At 66.4% G+C, this 16,690-nt stretch carries 14 protein-coding genes and 1 pseudogene; 2 read left to right on the top strand and 13 right to left on the bottom strand.

The genetic code is table 11. The annotated features are described in order from the left end of the window. Positions 1–149: 149 nt before the first annotated feature. The 3 genes and pseudogenes from AQJ91_RS27215 to AQJ91_RS57435 form a co-directional block, all read right to left on the bottom strand. Positions 150–1,421, bottom strand: coding sequence for an MFS transporter (locus AQJ91_RS27215; protein WP_067026720.1), 1,272 nt, complete (start codon positions 1,419–1,421; stop codon positions 150–152). Continuing rightward, complete coding sequence (locus AQJ91_RS56035; protein ID WP_267891241.1) at positions 1,405–3,447, bottom strand: beta-glucosidase; 2,043 nt, start codon at positions 3,445–3,447, stop codon at positions 1,405–1,407. Before AQJ91_RS56035 ends, AQJ91_RS27215 begins: the two co-directional genes overlap by 17 nt. Before the next feature lie 76 nt (positions 3,448–3,523). Continuing rightward, a pseudogene (locus tag AQJ91_RS57435) lies at positions 3,524–3,637 on the bottom strand (hypothetical protein); the annotation flags it as partial. Positions 3,638–3,957: 320 nt separating this feature from the next. Between AQJ91_RS57435 and AQJ91_RS27205 the strand changes: the two are divergent. After that, positions 3,958–4,596, top strand: coding sequence for a TetR/AcrR family transcriptional regulator (locus tag AQJ91_RS27205; RefSeq protein ID WP_067026874.1), 639 nt, complete (start codon positions 3,958–3,960; stop codon positions 4,594–4,596). Between the two features lie 183 nt (positions 4,597–4,779). Here the strand turns inward: AQJ91_RS27205 and AQJ91_RS27200 are convergent, their stop codons facing one another. Beyond that, positions 4,780–5,409: an MBL fold metallo-hydrolase gene (locus AQJ91_RS27200; protein ID WP_067026718.1), complete on the bottom strand. Its 630-nt coding sequence runs from the start codon at positions 5,407–5,409 to the stop codon at positions 4,780–4,782. Beyond that, positions 5,409–6,494, bottom strand: coding sequence for an S-(hydroxymethyl)mycothiol dehydrogenase (locus tag AQJ91_RS27195; RefSeq protein ID WP_067026716.1), 1,086 nt, complete (start codon positions 6,492–6,494; stop codon positions 5,409–5,411). Before AQJ91_RS27195 ends, AQJ91_RS27200 begins: the two co-directional genes overlap by 1 nt. Before the next feature lie 350 nt (positions 6,495–6,844). Between AQJ91_RS27195 and AQJ91_RS27190 the strand changes: the two genes are divergently transcribed. Further along, positions 6,845–7,234 (top strand): cupin domain-containing protein, encoded by a 390-nt coding sequence (locus AQJ91_RS27190; protein WP_067026714.1) that lies wholly within the window; start codon positions 6,845–6,847, stop codon positions 7,232–7,234. Positions 7,235–7,401: 167 nt separating this feature from the next. Here the strand turns inward: AQJ91_RS27190 and solA (AQJ91_RS27185) are convergent, their stop codons facing one another. The 8 genes from solA (AQJ91_RS27185) to AQJ91_RS27150 form a co-directional block, all read right to left on the bottom strand. Continuing rightward, on the bottom strand, positions 7,402–8,586 hold the full coding sequence (gene solA, locus AQJ91_RS27185) for an N-methyl-L-tryptophan oxidase (RefSeq protein WP_067026712.1): 1,185 nt from the start codon (positions 8,584–8,586) through the stop codon (positions 7,402–7,404). Positions 8,587–8,653: 67 nt separating this feature from the next. Then, positions 8,654–9,829: an N-methyl-L-tryptophan oxidase gene (solA, locus tag AQJ91_RS27180; protein WP_067026710.1), complete on the bottom strand. Its 1,176-nt coding sequence runs from the start codon at positions 9,827–9,829 to the stop codon at positions 8,654–8,656. Between the two features lie 385 nt (positions 9,830–10,214). Continuing rightward, entirely contained in the window at positions 10,215–11,009 is a 795-nt protein-coding gene (locus tag AQJ91_RS27175; protein ID WP_067026872.1) for a substrate-binding periplasmic protein, read from the bottom strand. Positions 11,010–11,113: 104 nt separating this feature from the next. Then, the gene (locus AQJ91_RS27170) at positions 11,114–11,758 is read right to left on the bottom strand and encodes an amino acid ABC transporter permease (RefSeq protein WP_067026708.1); all 645 of its coding nucleotides are present in this window, start codon (positions 11,756–11,758) and stop codon (positions 11,114–11,116) included. Continuing rightward, positions 11,758–12,399, bottom strand: coding sequence for an amino acid ABC transporter permease (locus AQJ91_RS27165; RefSeq protein WP_067026706.1), 642 nt, complete (start codon positions 12,397–12,399; stop codon positions 11,758–11,760). Before AQJ91_RS27165 ends, AQJ91_RS27170 begins: the two co-directional genes overlap by 1 nt. Before the next feature lie 4 nt (positions 12,400–12,403). Beyond that, positions 12,404–13,252: an amino acid ABC transporter ATP-binding protein gene (locus tag AQJ91_RS27160; RefSeq protein ID WP_324618031.1), complete on the bottom strand. Its 849-nt coding sequence runs from the start codon at positions 13,250–13,252 to the stop codon at positions 12,404–12,406. Between the two features lie 413 nt (positions 13,253–13,665). Then, positions 13,666–14,901: a helix-turn-helix domain-containing protein gene (locus tag AQJ91_RS27155; RefSeq protein WP_067026704.1), complete on the bottom strand. Its 1,236-nt coding sequence runs from the start codon at positions 14,899–14,901 to the stop codon at positions 13,666–13,668. A gap of 726 nt (positions 14,902–15,627) precedes the next feature. Then, positions 15,628–16,317: a response regulator gene (locus AQJ91_RS27150; RefSeq protein WP_067026702.1), complete on the bottom strand. Its 690-nt coding sequence runs from the start codon at positions 16,315–16,317 to the stop codon at positions 15,628–15,630. Between the last annotated feature and the right edge of the window lie 373 nt (positions 16,318–16,690).

Here is a 16,690-nt window from a genome sequence, read left to right as displayed (position 1 = left end):
GTTCCTGGTGGGGTCGGGTGAGGTGCGTGGTCAGGCTGCCCGCTGCCGCGTCGGCATGATCCTGGCCGGGCAATGCCTTCCGTAGGAGCGATGAAGAGCCCGGGGATGTCGGCCCGTGTCGGGGTGACATCCCCGGCGTCTCGGGGCGGCTAGCGGATCTTCCGTACGGGGAGGACGGCGAGGGCGCCGGCGGCGGCGATCAGGGCGGAGGCCGCGAACAGGCCGCCGTAACCCACCGTGTTGACCAGGACTGCTCCGAGCGAGGCGGCGAGGACCTGCGGGAACGCGCTGGCCATGTTCATGATGCCGAGATCCTTGGCGGCGTCCTCGGCATGCGGCAGGACCTTGTTGATCAGCGCGGTGTCGACGGCCATGTAGACGCCGAAGGCGAGTCCGCCGACCAAGGCGTAGATCACCATGCCGGAGTAGCTGGGCATGAGCAGCGGGATCAGCAACGACAGCGCCAGCCCGATGCCGGATGCTGTCACGAAAATCTTGAGACGCCCGTAGCGGTGGGCCAGCGGAACGGTGACCAGGCCACCGACGACGGACGCGGCACCGTTGACTGCGAACAAGGTCCCGCCGGCGGTGACAGCCTGTTCAGGGGACAGACCCACCCAGTCCTGGAGGGCGAAGAAGAAGAAGGAGAAGAGCATGAAGTAGCCGAGCATGAGCAGCACGCGGGCCAGGAACACCCAAGCGAAGTCGGGGTGCTTGCGCGGGCTGATCCAGAAGTTCCGCAGGAACTGGCCGAGGCGGAACGGCTCACGAGGCAGGTCCCGCGAGTCGGCGTCCGGGCTCGCCACCGCGAACACGAAGGCGGTCACGGCGATCAGTCCGGCCATCAGGTAGTAGCCGCTGGGGCCGGCGAAGCCCGGGAAGAAGGTGAAGAGCAGCGATCCGGTGAGCACGCCGGCATTGAGGCCGACACCCATGAGCGCGGAGGCCACGTTGAGCTTCGCCGAGGGGAAACGGTCGGGGACGACGGCGGTCATGGCGGCCTGGAAGCCGTTGATGATCAGGCTGGTCCCGGCATACGTGATGCCGAGCATGGTGATGCTGGAGGCGGCGGACTGCAGCAGCAGCATGATCGCGCCGGCCAGGGCGCACGCCACCATCCACGGCGTACGGCGGCCGAACCGGGAGCGGGTGCGGTCCGACAGCTGACCGAAGACCGGGTTTCCCAGGGTCGCCGCGATGGTGCCGAGCGTGCTGGCGATACCGAGGGACGTCACGTCGGTGGAACCGGTCAGGTGCTGCACCGTGACCGGGAGCAGGAAGCCCGGGACGACGGTCCAGACGGCATAGACCACGAGGTTGGCCAGGGGCACAGTCGCATACAGCGGTCCGAGGCGGAAGGAGCGGGGCGAGGAGGGTCTGACGGTCTCCGGAGCGGTGGCGGTCTCACCGTCGATTGTCATGGTGGTGCCTTTCAGGGATGGCGCGAGCGGTGGTGAGGGTCACGTCGGCCGTCAGGCGGATGTCACCGCTCGACCTGCCGACGAGTATGCGGTGGGCGCCGGTGGGGGGCGCCCAGCCTCGGTCCGTCCAGCGACGCAGCACCTGCGGGCCGGTGCGGACGCGGACCGGGGCGGTTTCGCCCGGCCGGACCTCGCCGGCGGCGAAGCCGATCAGCCGAGGGGGTTCGGCGGGCGACTCGAGATAGACCTGGACGACCTCGCGGCCCGGTCGGGCGCCGGTGTTGCGCAACGTCACGTCGACCGCGAGGGCGCCGTCGTCCAGTGTCCTGGCAGCGAGCGTCTCGTACTCCCATGTCGTGTAGCCGAGGCCGTGGCCGAAGGGGAAGAGCGGCTTGTTCCGGGACCGGTAACCGATGAAGTGCCGCTCGTCGTAGGAGAGGACTCCGTCCTCCGGGCGGACGCGGGGCAGGCCGCTTTCCCCGGCCGGGAACGTGGTGGGCAGCCGGCCTCCCGGCTCCGCCAGGCCGGTCAGGATGTCGGCGAGTGCGTCGCCGCCCTCCTGGCCGGGCAGCCAGGCCCACAGCAGAGCGGCGGGCAGGTCGGCCCACGGCATGAGTACCGGGGCGCCCGCGTTGACGACGAGGACGGTGCGCGGGTTGGCCGCGCAGACGCGGCGGACGAGTTCATCCTGACGACCGGGAAGGGCGAGGGTGTCGCGGTCGAAGCCCTCGCTCTCGTACTCCTCGGTGGTGCCGATGACCAGGACGACCGTGTCGGCGTCCCGCGCGGCGGCCACCGCCCGGTCGAGCAGCTCGTCCTCGGGCGGGTGGGGTGCGAGGTGACCGAGGCCGAAAATGTGCCAGTGGGCGCGTTCGTCGTACGTGTACTCCAGCCGCACCTGCACCTCCTGGGCCGCGCCCTGCGTGTGCGTACGGAACTCGGCGGGCTCGACCAGCGGTGAGAGCGGGTCGCGCTCGGGCACGGGCAGGTCGAAGGTGAGCGGCTCACGGTCGCCGACGTGCCAGGTGAAGGCGCCGCCGCCGTAGACGGACAGCCGGTGGGGGCCGTCTTCGGGGTCTTCGGGGAGTACGACGCGGGTGCGCAGCACCACGGTTTCGGTGCCCGCGGGGGTGTCGTCCTCCAGCACGACGTGGGCCTTGGACCGGTGCTCGGAACGCAGCAGGTTCCCGGCTCGGTCCAGGAACTCCAGACATACGCCGTCGGGGGTCGACTCGCTGGGCAGCCGGGGCAGGTTGCGGTGGGTCAGGACCCCCGGCTGCAGGTCGATGCGGGCCTCCTCGCCGAGAACGCGGCGCAGTCCGTCGAGCGGCTGGACGACGCGCTCAGGGAGGACCTGGGCACTGCCGCCGCCCTGCGCAGTGAGCCGGACGGCATTGGGGCCGATCAGGGCGACGCGGCCGATCGACGCCTCGTCCAGGGGCAGCAGCCCGCGGTCGTGCAGCAGCACCATGCCCCGGGCGGCGAGATCACGCAGCGTTCGCCTGGCGTCCGCGCGCACGGCTGCCGGCGGCTTCGCGGCAACCCGGTCGGCGAGCCGCAGCAGACGCAGCAGACGCAGCACCTTGTCGTCGATCAGTTCCTCGGGTACCCGGCCATCCCGCACCGCTTCGACCAGCGCGTTCCCCCACGGCCCGTCCGGGCCGGGCATGACGAGGTCGAGACCGGCCAGTGCGGTCGCCTCGGTGGAGCGGGCGGCGTGCCAGTCGGACACCACGACGCCGTCGAAGCCCCACTCCTGCTTCAGCAGCTCGGTCAGCAGTCGGCGGTGCTCGGTGGCGAGCGTGCCGTCGAGGGAGTTGTACGCGGCCATGACCGCCCCGACCCCGGCCCGGACGACGGTCTCGAACGGTGCCAGGTACACCTCGCGCAGCGTTCTCTCGTCGATCCGCGAGTCGTAGGTCAGCCGCTCGGTCTCCGACTTGTTGCCGACGAAGTGCTTGGCCGTGGCCACGACCCCGGCCGACTGCACACCGCGTACGTAGGCCGCCGCGATCTGTGCGGTCAGCAGAGGGTCGAGGGTCCTCCGAGAAGCACTCGAAGTGCCGCCCGCCGAAGGGCGACCGGTGCAGGTTGAGGACCGGGGCCAGCAGCCAGTCCACGCCCATGGCCCGTGCCTGCGTGCCCATCAGCTCACCGGCCCGGTGAGCTGATTCCTCGTCCCAGGCAGCGGCGAGCGCGGTCGGGTTCGGGAACAGCGGCGAGACCGTGTCCCCGCCGAAGCCCCCACCGCGGACGCCCGCGGGCCATCGGAGAGCACGAGCCGCCGAAGCCCGGCGTCCGGCTGCGGCAGGGTGCTCCAGCCGTCAGCGGCTCCGGTGAGCACGGCGACCCGCCGTTCCAGTGTGAGGTGGGCGATCCGCCGGTGCAGCTCGGCTTCGGACGAGACGAGGGTCATTGACGTGGGGCCCTTTCGTGAACGGATGCGGTGACGGTAGAGGCGGGCCAGCTCGTCAAAACAGTGGGTGTCCACTGATTGTTACCATTGCGTTATATTCTGATGGCTATGCTGCTCACCATGGATTCCGCAGCAGCCACCGGTACCCGTAAGCCTCAAAATCGCCGCGGGTCGTACGCGGTCGGGCAGGTGCGACGCGAGCGCATCCTCAACGCCGCCCTGCTGGAGTTCGCTGAACGCGGTTACCGCGGCACCTCGATGGCGCGGATCGCCGAGCGCTGCGAGATCTCGGAGACCGGCCTGCGGCACCACTTCGGGACCAAGGACGAGTTGCTCGTCGAGATCCTTCGCGAGCGTGACCGCATCGAGAACGAGCGCCGGGAGTCCGAGGGCAGCCCGCAGGGCGTTGCCGGCCTCGAGGACACTGTCCGGATCGTGGACCACAACTCCCGCACGACGGAGCTGACACGCCTGTTCACCGTCCTCACGGGCGAGGCCGTCACCGACGGCCACCCAGCCGCTCCCTGGGCGGTTCGGCGTTACCGCGATCTGCGCCGCACCACGGCCGACAGCCTGCGCGGAGGCGTGGCATCCGGTGAACTCCGCCCCGATATCGACGCGGACCGGATCGCCCGCCAGGTCATCGCCGTCATGGACGGGCTCCAGCTGCAATGGCTGCTCGACCCTGAAAGCATCGACATGGCCGCCGACTTCCGCGCCTACATCGACGACTTGGTCGACTCGCTACGAACGCGCTGAATCTGAGGCGCTGGTGGTCCCGGACCTCGCTATACGGCCGCCGCCGCGGATGCCATCTCTGGTGGCGGAAGAGCTGGTCTGTGTGGCGAACGGTGAACTCGGTCCACGGCCAGGTAGACGCACTCGAGGGTGGCCGAGACCCAGCTCCTGCGCGCCCTGTTCGTGCTGGCGGACGGAAAAGGCTCAGTGACCGCGTGCGATCCACGTCTGGAGGTTCGGAGCCTCCTCACCGATCGTTGTGCACTCGCCGTGTCCGGTGCGCACCACCGTGTCCCGCGGCAGTGCCAGCAATACGTCGCGAATCGACCGGATGATCGTAGGGAAGTCCGAGAAGGACCGTCCCGTGGCGCCAGGGCCACTGGCGAAGAGGGTGTCGCCGGTGAAGACGGTGTCGAGATCGGGCGCGTACAAGCAGATACCTCCAGGCGTGTGGCCGGGGGTGTGCAGCACGGTCAGCTCGATACCGGCCACCCGGAGGCGGGATCGGTCGGTGAGAAAGCCGTCGGGGTCCCGCTCGGGGTGCGTCTGCTTCCACAGGATCTGGTCGTCCGGATGCAAGTAGACCGGGGCTCCCGTTCGGGCAGCCAGAGCGGGGGCGGCGTCAATGTGATCGTTGTGCGCGTGCGTGCACACAATCGCGCGCAGCCTGCGGTCGCCCAGTGCGGCGGCGATCACGTCGGCGTCATGGGCCGCGTCAATGACGATCACCTCGGCATCGTCGCCGATGATCCACACGTTGTTGTCGACAGCCCAGGTGCCGCCGTCCAGGCTGAACTGACCGCTGGTAACGAGACGTTCGATGCGGGCTGCCATCAGAGCACCACCACCGAGCGCAGCACATCGCCGTGGTGCATCCGCTCGAACGCCTTCTCCACGTCGTCGAGTGCGATCGTCTCCGTGACGAAGGAGGCCAGATCCAGTCGGCCCTGCAGGTGCAAGTCGATCAGCATCGGAAAGTCACGAGAGGGCAAGCAGTCTCCGTACCACGACGATTTGAGCGCGCCGCCGCGTCCGAAGACCTCGAGCAGGGGCAGTTCGAGCATCATTTCAGGTGTGGGCACACCTACGAGCACGACCGTCCCGGCCAGATCACGGGCGTAGAAGGCCTGCTTGTACGTCTCGGGGCGGCCGACGGCGTCGATGACGACATCCGCGCCGTTACCGGCGGTGAGCTCGCGGATCGCCTCGACTGGGTCGGTCGTGCCGGAGTTCACGATGTGGGTGGCACCCATCTTCAGGGCGCTGAGGAGCTTGTTCTCATTGATGTCGACGGCGATGATCTTCGCCGCACCCGCCAGCCGGGAGCCGGCGATGGCGGCGTCGCCCACGCCGCCGCACCCGATCACGGCGACACTGTCGCCCCGGCCGACGTTGCCGGTGTTGATGGCCGCCCCGATACCGGCCATGACGCCACAGCCCAGCAGCCCGGCAACCGCAGGCGATGCCGCAGGGTCGACCCGGGTGCACTGACCGGCCGACACAAGGGTCTTCTCGGCGAACGCTCCGATGCCCAGCGCCGGGGACAGTTCCCTGCCATCGGTGAGTGTCATCTTCTGCCTGGCGTTATGGGTGTCAAAGCAATACCACGGCCGGCCGCGGAGGCATGCGCGGCACTGCCCGCACACCGCACGCCAGTTGAGGATCACGAAATCGCCGGGCATCACCTGGGTCACGCCATTCCCGACCGACTCCACGATCCCCGCTGCCTCGTGGCCGAGCAGGAAGGGGAAGTCGTCGCTGATACCTCCCTCGCGGTAGTGCAGGTCGGTGTGGCAGACCCCGCACGCCTGTATCTTCACCACGACCTCACCGGGCCCAGGGTCCGGGACAACGATCGTCTCTACACGCACCGGCTCCTTCTTTCCGAATGCGATGACGCCGCGTACTTCTTGGGACATTGGTCTGGCTCCATTTCTTTGCGCTTCCGACTCTTGAACTCTTGGGGTGCCGCGTCTCCCGTGTGCGGCCGGTTGAAGGTGTCCGCCCGAGGCGACTCCTGTGGTCTGGTCAGCCAGCCGAACGCCCCGCACACCGCCGGACGGGCGGCCCAACGTCTTCGACGTATGTCGAACTGACTGGCCTGAGATTCCAACATTTGCTGCTCGCGCGCAGGACGGATCACTTGCAACGATGATCCGGGCTGCCTTCAATACACCGTCGCGCCTCTGAATTACCGACGGAAGGGGCCTCAACTGGCCCGGAGTAAGGCATCTGGTGCTCGATTTTTCTTCACGGAGAGGACACCCTCATGACCACGGTATTCCGCGCAGCGGATCTCTCGTCCGAACAACTCGACGAAGCACTTCTCGCGCCTCCTAGCGCCACGCCTCTGTCAGGCCCTATCACCGTCAGGAGCCGTGTCGCTTACAAGAGCGACGACAATCACATCATCTCTGGTACTTGGGAATCCGAACCCGGCACGTCACGTTGGGAATTCCTGAACCGAGGCGAGGTAATCACCGTTGTCGAGGGGCGCATGACCGTCACCGAAGATGATGGGGAGCCCGTCGTGCTGAGCGCAGGTGACACGGCCTACTTCCCGCTGGGCTGGACCGGAGTCTGGATCGTCCACGAACGGCTGCGCAAGATATTCGTCGTCTACACAGCCCTCGAGAGCGGCGCTTCCACCTCTGGCTGACAACTCCGCCCGGGACCGTCTTCCTGAGGCTCCTCTCGTTCGGCGCCGACACGTCAGGCATCGGTCCGGACGAGTTCCGGCTCGGGCCCGTACCGCCTTCGGCGCGGGCCCGATGCACGGGTCATGGTGAACCGGCGTGCCGAGCTCTGGGTTCCTCGGTGCCATGATCAGCCCTTCAGCGTGAAGTCCGGGATGCAGCCCGGGTCTTTGAGCGCCGGGCGGTCAGCGCGGAACGGCTCGATGGGAAACGACGACCTGCCGTCGACGGCGAGTTCAGAGAGAATCTCGCCCAGCAGGCCGGCGAACTTGCCGGCGTGGGCCGCCCCGTTCCCCACCACAACGCCGGGATGACCCGGCAGGAAATCCAGGATGAAGTGGCGGTCCGGGGGCAGGTCGTACGGGCAAGTCTTCGCGTAGAGGACGGGCCCGACCGCGGTGGGCAGGCGTTCCTTGAGGAAGTCGAGCAATACCGCGGTCTCGTCTTCGTGCGGGTCCGGGCTGCGTGTCTCCTGCGTCACGAAACGGCGAAGGTTTTCACGGCCGATCTTGACAGCGACCTCACCGTAGGTGGGAAAGCCGTAGAAGAGATCGTCCCCGTGCCATCCCCAGACGGGGAATCTCCCGACGGAAAAGTCCTTCACATGGGGCGTCCGGACGTAGACGATCTGCTCCTCGGCGATGGTTGTGTTCCAGGTCTGGCCGAGTGGTCCGAGAATCTGGTCGACCCAGGACCCAATGGCCACGACCACCTTGTCCGCGGTGTAGGAAGCGTCCCCGGTGACGATACGCACACCTCCGTGGAAGCTCTCGATGACCTGGACCGCCGTGTTCTCCTTCACGATCACGCCTAGGCTTTCGGCCAGTGCCAGGTGGGTGAGTGTGGCACGGCGGATGTCGATGAGGCCGGAGTCCTCCTGATAGGTGGCCCGGACTTCCTCTTCCAGGATGTTCCACTGCGGAAAACGCTCACCGAGTTGCTTCTTGTCAAGTGTGTCGAAAGGGATCTCGTTCGACGCCATGACGCGACGGTAGTTGTCGATGATGTCGGCCCCGGGAGTCCCGTCGATCGCGATATCGAGGCCGCCCGTCCGCACGAAGACGCCCTGTGCGCTCTCCCGCTCCAACCTCGCCCAGTTGTCGTACATACGATGTGTCAGACGACCGTAGATGGTGTCGTGGTAACTGTGCCTGATGATGCGGGAGTGGTCGCCGGATGAGCCGAGTCCATGTCCGGTGGTGTGCTGCTCAAGTACGAGCACATCGGTCTGGCCTCTGACGGCAAGCCAGTATGCGGTGGCACTGCCGATCGCACCGCCACCGACGACGACGGTTTGGAAATCATTCTTGCCCATGCGGCATGTCCCTGCGCGTGGTCGCGGTGAACGGCTTGGTGAAGGAGAACGTGGCCGCGCGGTGTCGTCACGACGCCCCATGGCGGAAGACGGACTGGAAACCCGGATCGGTCAGCGCCGGCCGCTGCAGGCTGAACGCGCCGATGTCGTGCTTGGTGGTGCCGTCGGTGAGAAGGTCCGCAAGGATCTTCCCGATCAGTGCGGCGAACTTGCCTGCGTGACCCGCGCCGTTGAAAACGGCGACGTGCGGACGTCCGGGGAGGGTGTCGAGGATGAATTCCCGGTCGGGTGCCATGTCGTAGACACACGTCCTGTTGACCAGGGTGGGGCCGACAGCTCGCGGCAGGTGCTGGGAGAGGAAGGCACGCAGCACGTCGGCTTCCTTCTCGTCGCCCTCGAACACGCGGTCCTTGCTCTCGATGAAATGGCCCCGCATGTCGCGAGCCAGTTTGATGGCCGCCTCGCCGTACACCGGGAAACCGTAGTACAACTCGGACCCGTGGTAGCTCCAGACGGGAAACCGGTCTGCGAGGAAGTCCCGTAGATGTGGCGCGGCGATGTAGCTGACCTGCTCCTGGGACAGCACGAGCGGGAAGTCCAGGAGGTCTGGCTGAAGTTCCTCCGTCCAGGATCCCGCGGCGACCAGGAGGTGATCCGCATCGAAGTCACCCTGGGCGGTCCTCACGGTCACGGAGTCGTCCCGAACGGTGATGCCTTCGACTCTCGTCCGGGCGAGGAACTCCACGCCGGCCGACAAAGCAAGCGAGGTGTGCGCCGAGACGGACCTTCGAATATCGACGATTCCTGCGTCCTGTTGAAAGAACCCTACGGTGTCATCACTTATGGTCCACTGCGGATATTCTGCCCGGATGTCCTCGGCACTCAACTCGTCGAAGGGGACACCTGCGTTACGGAGAGGCTGCTTGAAGGCCTCCAGTTCCGCAGCGCCCCGACCTTCGGCCGGCGCCATGTCGAGACCGCCTGTCCTGGTGTAGATGGTCAGGCCGCTGAGGTGCTCGATCTCTTCCCACGCCGAGAACATCGCCGAGGTCAGGTTGACGTAGGCATCGTCGTGATAGGCACGGCGGATGATACGTGAGTGGTCGCCCGAGGAGTTGAGTGTGTTGATGAGATCGAACTGCTCGACCACCAAGACCTTCCGGGCTCCCTGGGCGGCAAGCCGGTAGGCGGTGGCCGAGCCGATCGCTCCCGCTCCGATGACGATGTGAGAGTACCCAGTCACTTTTGAGCTCCTGTCGCTAGGTTCCACTCCTCATGGTCGTCAGTCCACCACCCGAACTCGACAGCCCGATGTTCTAAAAGTGCGGTACCTGTTTCGACAATCCTTCAAAGCCCATGTTCATGGGCGAGTTGGCAGGTGCTCGATGCTGTCCAGGCGCTGATGGGTACGTCGGCGCGGCCGCTCCGGATCTCGGTCCTTTGGGCGACGCGGGCGCTGCGTCGGGGCAGACACTGGTTGGCCGCAAGTCGAAGCCGAACTGCGCGGTCGGACAACAAGGCTCTGGTGCCGGGCGGGTTGGAAGCGTGGGAAAAGCCAGCGGCGTGAGCGACACAGTGGTCGCTCACGCCGCAGTGGCCTTGCTGCCTGCCCGGGATGCCTCGTCGCCTCAACTGCCGGCGGAGGACGCGGAGATACCGTTTCCGGTCAGGGCCTTGGCGACGGCGCCGTTCTTCAGCAGCGCCTGAATGTCCTCGTCGAACGCCTCCAGCATTTTCGTGTTGCCCTTGGTGAGTGCGAAGACCACTTCGCCGGGCGCAGTCGACGCTGCTACACGTGCGTCGGGGGCGACTTGACCCACCTGCAGCTTCGCTGCCGGGTTCTGCTGTGCTCGGTAGCCCGCCTCCGAGGTGGTGAGCACGCCTTGGTCCAGACGGCCGTTCTTGAGGTCGGACACCAGGCCGTCCGAGCTCTGGTAGATCTTGACGTGGCTGCTGCCGAGCACCTTTTGCAGATCGGCGTTCCACAGGTACCCCTGGATGACCCCGACGGTCTTCCCCTTGACGTCCTCGATGGTAGTCGCCTTGTTCTTTCCGATGAAGGCCATGCCGTCCCGGTAGAGAGTGCTGGTGAGCCCGAGGATTTGAGCACGTTCAGGGGTGCGGTAAATACCACCGAGGGCAACGTCGGCACGCTTGGACTTCACGCTCTCGATCAGTGCTGCCCCCGCAACGGGCTTCTCGACGAGCTTGAGGCATTCCATCTGCGCGATCCGCTGGATGATGTCACCGTCCACACCGCCGAAGACGCCGCCGGGCTTCTGCACGCTGTAGGGAGGCGAGACGTAGACGGCGACGGTGAGCTGCTTGTCCTGGACTGTGGAGAAGGTGTGTATCGGCTTGCAGCCGGCCTTGACCGCGGCGCCACTGCTGCCAGTGTCGGCGCCGCAGGCGGTCAGCGTCATGCCGAGGGCGAGGGGAAGGGCGACCGCGGCGGCCGTCTGTCTGATGCTGGCGGACATTCTTACTCCTACGGGGTGGTGAGGGTGGAGGAGAGTGGAGCGGACTGTTAGTGAGAGGTGATGGCGCGAGAGCGAGTCCAGCCGGCCAGGCCCGTTGCGGAGAGTGAGACGACGGCGTACATCAGACCGGCAAGGGCCAGGGCGGAGCCGTACTGGAAAGTGATCGACCCGGCGTTGTAAGCCCGGCTGAGAAGCTCGGGTACGGAGATGGCGAAGGCCAGCGAGGTCCCCTGGTAGAGGATGATCGCGAAACCGATCAGGGGCGGGATCACGATGCGCAGCGCCTGCGGCAGGACGACCAGGCGCAGTTCCTTCCAAGGGGTCAGCCCGAGTGCGCGGCTGGCTTCCCGCTGGCCCTGCGGGACAGCGACGAGACCGGCGCGGAAGATTTCACTGGTGTACGCGCTGGTGGTGAAGCTCAGGGCGACGGTGGCCGCGGTGACGTCGCGCAGTGTCAGTCCTGCCTGCGGCAGGCCGTAATAGACGAGATACAGGACGATGAGGCCCGGGGTCCCGCGTCCGAGTTCGACAATCGCGATCCCCGCCCACTTGGCGAGTCGCCAAGAAGAGGTGGTGACGACGGCCAGTACGACGCCGAGCGGAAGTCCGAAAAGCAGGCCGCCACATGTCAGCTTCAGGGTCACCCACAAGCCCGGGAGAAACTGGGGAAAGAATTCGTTCCAGGAAGACATCAGCGCGCCAGCCTCTCGGTGAGCTTCCGGTCGGTGATCCGGGAAGTCGCGGCGATGGGGATACTCAAAGCGATGTAGAGGAGTGCGGCGAGACCGAAGATGGAGAGCCCCTGCAACGTCGCCTGCGTCTCCTGGGTCGCATAGAAGGTGATATCCGTCGCTCCGATGATCGAGGCGATCGCGCTGTCTTTGAGCAGACCAATGGCATAGGTGGCAGAGGGCGGGATGACGACGCCCAGCATCTGAGGGAAGATCACCTTGCGATAGATGGCAAGGCGTGGCAGGCCCAACGCTTGGGCTGCCTCCCACTGGCCTTGGGCCACCGCCTTCAACCCGGCGCGGTAGATCTCGGACAGGTAGGCCGCCGCGATGATCCCCAGCCCGATGACTGCTGCCGCGAAGGTGCTCAACTGAACACTTCCGGAGCCGATCCCGTAGAAGACGATGAACAGCCACACGATCGGCGGGATCGCCCTGACGGTTTCGACGACTGCCCCACCAATCACTCGCACCGGAAGCGGCCCGGCATAGCGCATCAGCGCGAGAGGAAGCCCTAGTACAGCGCCAACGACGAACGACGTCACGGTGATGGCGACGGTCTGGCCGATACCGTTCGCGAGAACGGAGAGATAGTGCAGCACGAGGTCATCGCCCCCGAACCGCGGACAGGAACTTTCTGGTCCTCTCGTGCTGCGGCTGCCTCATGACCTGATGGGCGGACCCCTCTTCGACGATCCTTCCATCCGCCATGAAAACGACCCGGTCGGCCACCTCTTCGGCGAAGTGCATCTCATGCGTCACGACGATCATGGTCATTCCCTCGGACGCGAGCCGCCGCATGGTGCCCAGCACCTCGACGGCAAGTTCCGGATCGAGCGCTGACGTCGCCTCGTCGAAAAGCATCAGCTTCGGGTCCATCGCCAGAGCCCTGGCGATGGCGATGCGCTGCTGCTGTCCACCCGAGCACTTCGCGGGCAGCACGTCCGCCTTGTCCGCGAGGCCGACATGTGCGAGCTCCTCCAGGGCTCGTTTCCTCGCCTCACCCTGCGATCGCTTCAGCGCGTGCACCTGGGCAAGCATCACGTTCTCGACAGCGGACAGGTGGGGAAAGAGGTTGAACTGCTGGAAAACCATGCCGACTTCGCGTCGGTGTTCGGCCAGTTTCTGGGCACCGGCTGCTACGAAACGGTCACCGCGCTGTACGAAACCGACCCGATGTCCGGCCAGGTGTACGGTTCCCTCGGCAGGTATCTCGAGGAAGTTGATACATCGCAGAAGGCTGCTCTTGCCGGCACCGCTGGGGCCGATGAGGGCGACAACCTGGCCGGAATGGACGTCCAGCGAGATGTCATGTACGACCTGATGGTTGCGATAGCGCACACTGACGCCCTCGAGCCGCAGCAGAGGTGTCCTCGCACTCGCGGGCTCCGTCCGGGCAAGGGAATTATCGACCGAATCGCCGCCAGTGTTCACGGATTCGTTGAATGTCTTCACCAGGTCTCGTTTCCTTCGTACATGTTCACGTCACCTGCTGGTCTCACAACTGATCGGAGCAAGGCGTCGATCCAAGTCCCGATCAGGATTCGATAGCCCCCGGTTACCAAGCCCCGGAAAACCTGCCGAGCAGGAGCGCGAATTTCGTCGCGCGGTCTAGAACACAGTTCGATGGTGATACGGGTCTACCGCACGCGGCCGTCAGGATGGAGTCGAGGGTTGGCGGCATGCCACTGCCGGTTCCGGTGAACGGCATCGGAGCACCGGCGCCGATTGCCACTACCGCCTGAGAACCTCAGCTTCACGCCTGACCTCACGCTTGGATGCCAGTAAGAGTGCGTCCATCGCGGTGCCAGCGACCACGTGCGGATGTCGAACGCATCGGGGAGCCGTTGCGACAGCTGTTCAAAGCGCTACTGTTCAGACATTCCCTGCGAACGGAGCGACGTGAGCCGGGCCAGCTTGGTGCCCATGTGAAGCGTCAGTCGTGCCGTCCCGTCCCGCAGGTCCACGCCGCAGATCGCTTCGATCCGGCTGAGCCGGTAGTACAGCGTGCTCCTGTGCACATGGAGCGTCTCCGCGGTCCGCGCGGCGTCCCCTGCACAGTCGAGATACGACTCAAGTGTCGAAAACAACGCACCGCCGGGATCCTGCTCAACGAGCCGGAGCAGCGGCACGGGACAACTCGACGGCTTCAGTTCCCCTGGCGGCAATTTGAGCAGCATGGAGTACGGCCCGAGGGCGCCCCAGTGCACGATGTCACCCAGCTCCGGCAGGAGAACGGCGGCTTTGGCAGCAAGCCGGGCTTGCTCGTAGGACTGGGCGGCATCGTCGGCGCGGGAAACGACGGTGCCGAGGCCGATGGTCCAACGGATGCCCGGAGCCTTCCGGGCGTCGAGCTCACGTAGCACCCGGGCTGCCAGTGCCGCCCGTGCCTCCGGGCTTGGCCGGCGGACGCCTGCCAAGATCAACAACGCGCGCCGTCCCTGTGCGGTCGACAGCGCGGAAGCAGCCGGCTGCGTGCGAACCGCGTTCTCCACGGCGACTTCGAGTGCCGCTTCCATGTCATGCGGCCCAGCTTCCCGGGGAGGCCCGGCAGCCTCGATGACAGCAGCGACCATGTACTCGGTGGAGCACAGCCTCTGCTCGTCGACGGCTTCCTGCCATGCCCGTGCACGCACGGCGGGGTCCGTGGACACCAGAGCCCACACGAGTTCCTGCCGCCGACTCCGCTCCCGCTGGTTCAGAAGCTCCCGCCGGTACAGCGCTGTGGCCACCGCCTCGGCTGCCGACTCGGCGTCATCGATCTCTTCTTTGCTCAGCGTCTCGTCGTCGTCGATCAGCCACAGGTAGCCGACGAGGAGTCCATGACAGCGCAAGGGCACGCACAGACGTCTGCTGCTGCCGACCTCTGGGTTGCCCGGCACGTAACCGGGCCCCTTGAAATCCGCGATACCATGATCCAGCACCCATTCTGTGATCCGGCGGTCCAGTTGACGCAGCATGACGACTTGCACACGGCTTGCGTCCTCATCCCCGAAATGCCGACTTGCCACGATCAGGCGCAGGGTCGGGTCATCGACGGCAACGGAACGGCCGAGCCTCTCTGCCAGCCCATCGACGATCTGCTGGATTTCGTCGGTGTGCATCTGGGTCCAAACCTTTGATCACGCGCCTACCCGCTCGAATGCAGCGGCCGAATGTCTGCCCTCCGGGACCAATTCCGCACTCAACCATGACCGCCTGTTATCAGGCACAGCGGGATTCGTCGCCGATTTCACCCACCGCTCGAGATGGATGTCCGACCGTTTCGGATGGGCGGTGGTGGTTGCTTTTGCCTTCCGGCCACTTCCCAGGGAGCCTGGCGAGTCAGTGCAGCACGGTCTACCTCCGAATGTCAACGGCCAGTTCCTTGTTCCTGACGGCTGCCATTAGATCTCTCCGCCAGCGGCCTACCGATTCGGATCTGACCCATCTTGTTGCGCTGCGATCACCGACCGTAACCGGCGCGCAGTCGGTCTCGGGGACTGACACGACAGCTGTAAGTCTTGATCGTTGACGTGTCTGTGCAGGTCAGGGGTGGCGCGGGCATGGGAACGGCCACCGCGATCATGGTCGTTTGTGAAGACAACGCAAGACGTGGTGGCCGTGGAGGCCACGATAGCCCAGCAGGAGTGGACGGCCGCCTTCGGGAACGCGATGGCGCAGGTCGCGGACTGCTTCCCGCGACGGGACTCGCATCCTGCCCGCACCGCTGTCATCCCTGGTACTGCGGGCCATGGCATCCCGGTGAGACGAACAGCCGCGGCGGCTTCGGAGGAGACGGACACCCCTGCCGGCCGTGGCAGCCGCCCCGCCGGCGCAGGCTGCGCACGTCAGGTCCCGGGTTCCGGACGCAGCTGCCCGTGCTGCCACACCCAGGCGGCGATCTCCACGCGGTTACGGACGCCCAGCTTGAACTGGGCGCTGGAAATGTGCGTCTTGACGGTGGACAGGGAGACGTACAGTTCGGCTGCGATCTCTGCGTTGGTCCGGCCGATCGCGACCAGCCGGACGACATCCAGCTCGCGGTCGGTCAGCGCTGCCGACGGCTCGGCGGGTACTTTGCGCTCCGGCGCGGTCAGGTGCCGCAGCAGCCGGACCGTGACGGAGGGCGAGACCAGGGAGTCGCCGTTCGCCGCGGCGCGGACCGCCTCCGCGAGGAGGGTCGGCCCGGAGTCCTTCAGGAGGAAACCGCAGGCGCCGCCGCGCAGCGCACCGTACACGTATTCGTCCAGGTCGAAGGTGGTGACCACGACCACCCGCAGCGGGTCGACCACATCGGGCCCGGCCAGCAGCCGAGTCGCCGCCAGGCCGTCAAGTCTCGGCATCCGGATGTCCAGCAGGCACACGTCCGGCCGCAGGCGTCGCGCCAGCGCCACCGCCTCCTCCCCGTCGGCGGCCTCGGCGACGACGGTGATGTCCGGCTGGGCGTCAAGGAAGAACCGGAAACCGGTGCGCACCATCGCCTGGTCGTCGGCGATCAGGACCCGGATGGGCGGGGCACTCAGGGCGGGGCTGGTCATGGCTCGATCATGCCTCACGTGCGGAGACCGTCGCGGCGGGTGAGTGGCTGCTCTCAGTCCTCCGATCGCGCCGGACATCGTCAGCGCGCCGAGGGTGTGCAGCATGGGTTCCAGCGTGGGCTCGTAGGTGTCCACGGCCTGCCCCGAGGCGGCAAAACGGGGGGCAGCAGATGTCCCCTACGGTGCGGAGCCGCGACGCCCGAAGCCATGACGCCCAACAGGAGGGTGAACGTGCCGGCACAGATCGCGAGCGGCAGCAGGGGGAGGCATGTTCCCTGTGCGGTCACTACCGAGCCGGCGCGTGCGAGGTCGTGGGCAGGCGCAGCCTTCCGCGTGGGTGTCCGCGTCAGGGGTGTGTGGCACGGTCATCGGT

It is taken from the genome of Streptomyces dysideae, assembly GCF_001514305.1.
GTDB lineage: Bacteria > Actinomycetota > Actinomycetes > Streptomycetales > Streptomycetaceae > Streptomyces > Streptomyces dysideae.
Note: the sequence above shows the minus strand (reverse complement) of the source record. Positions and strands in the feature narration are given on the sequence as shown.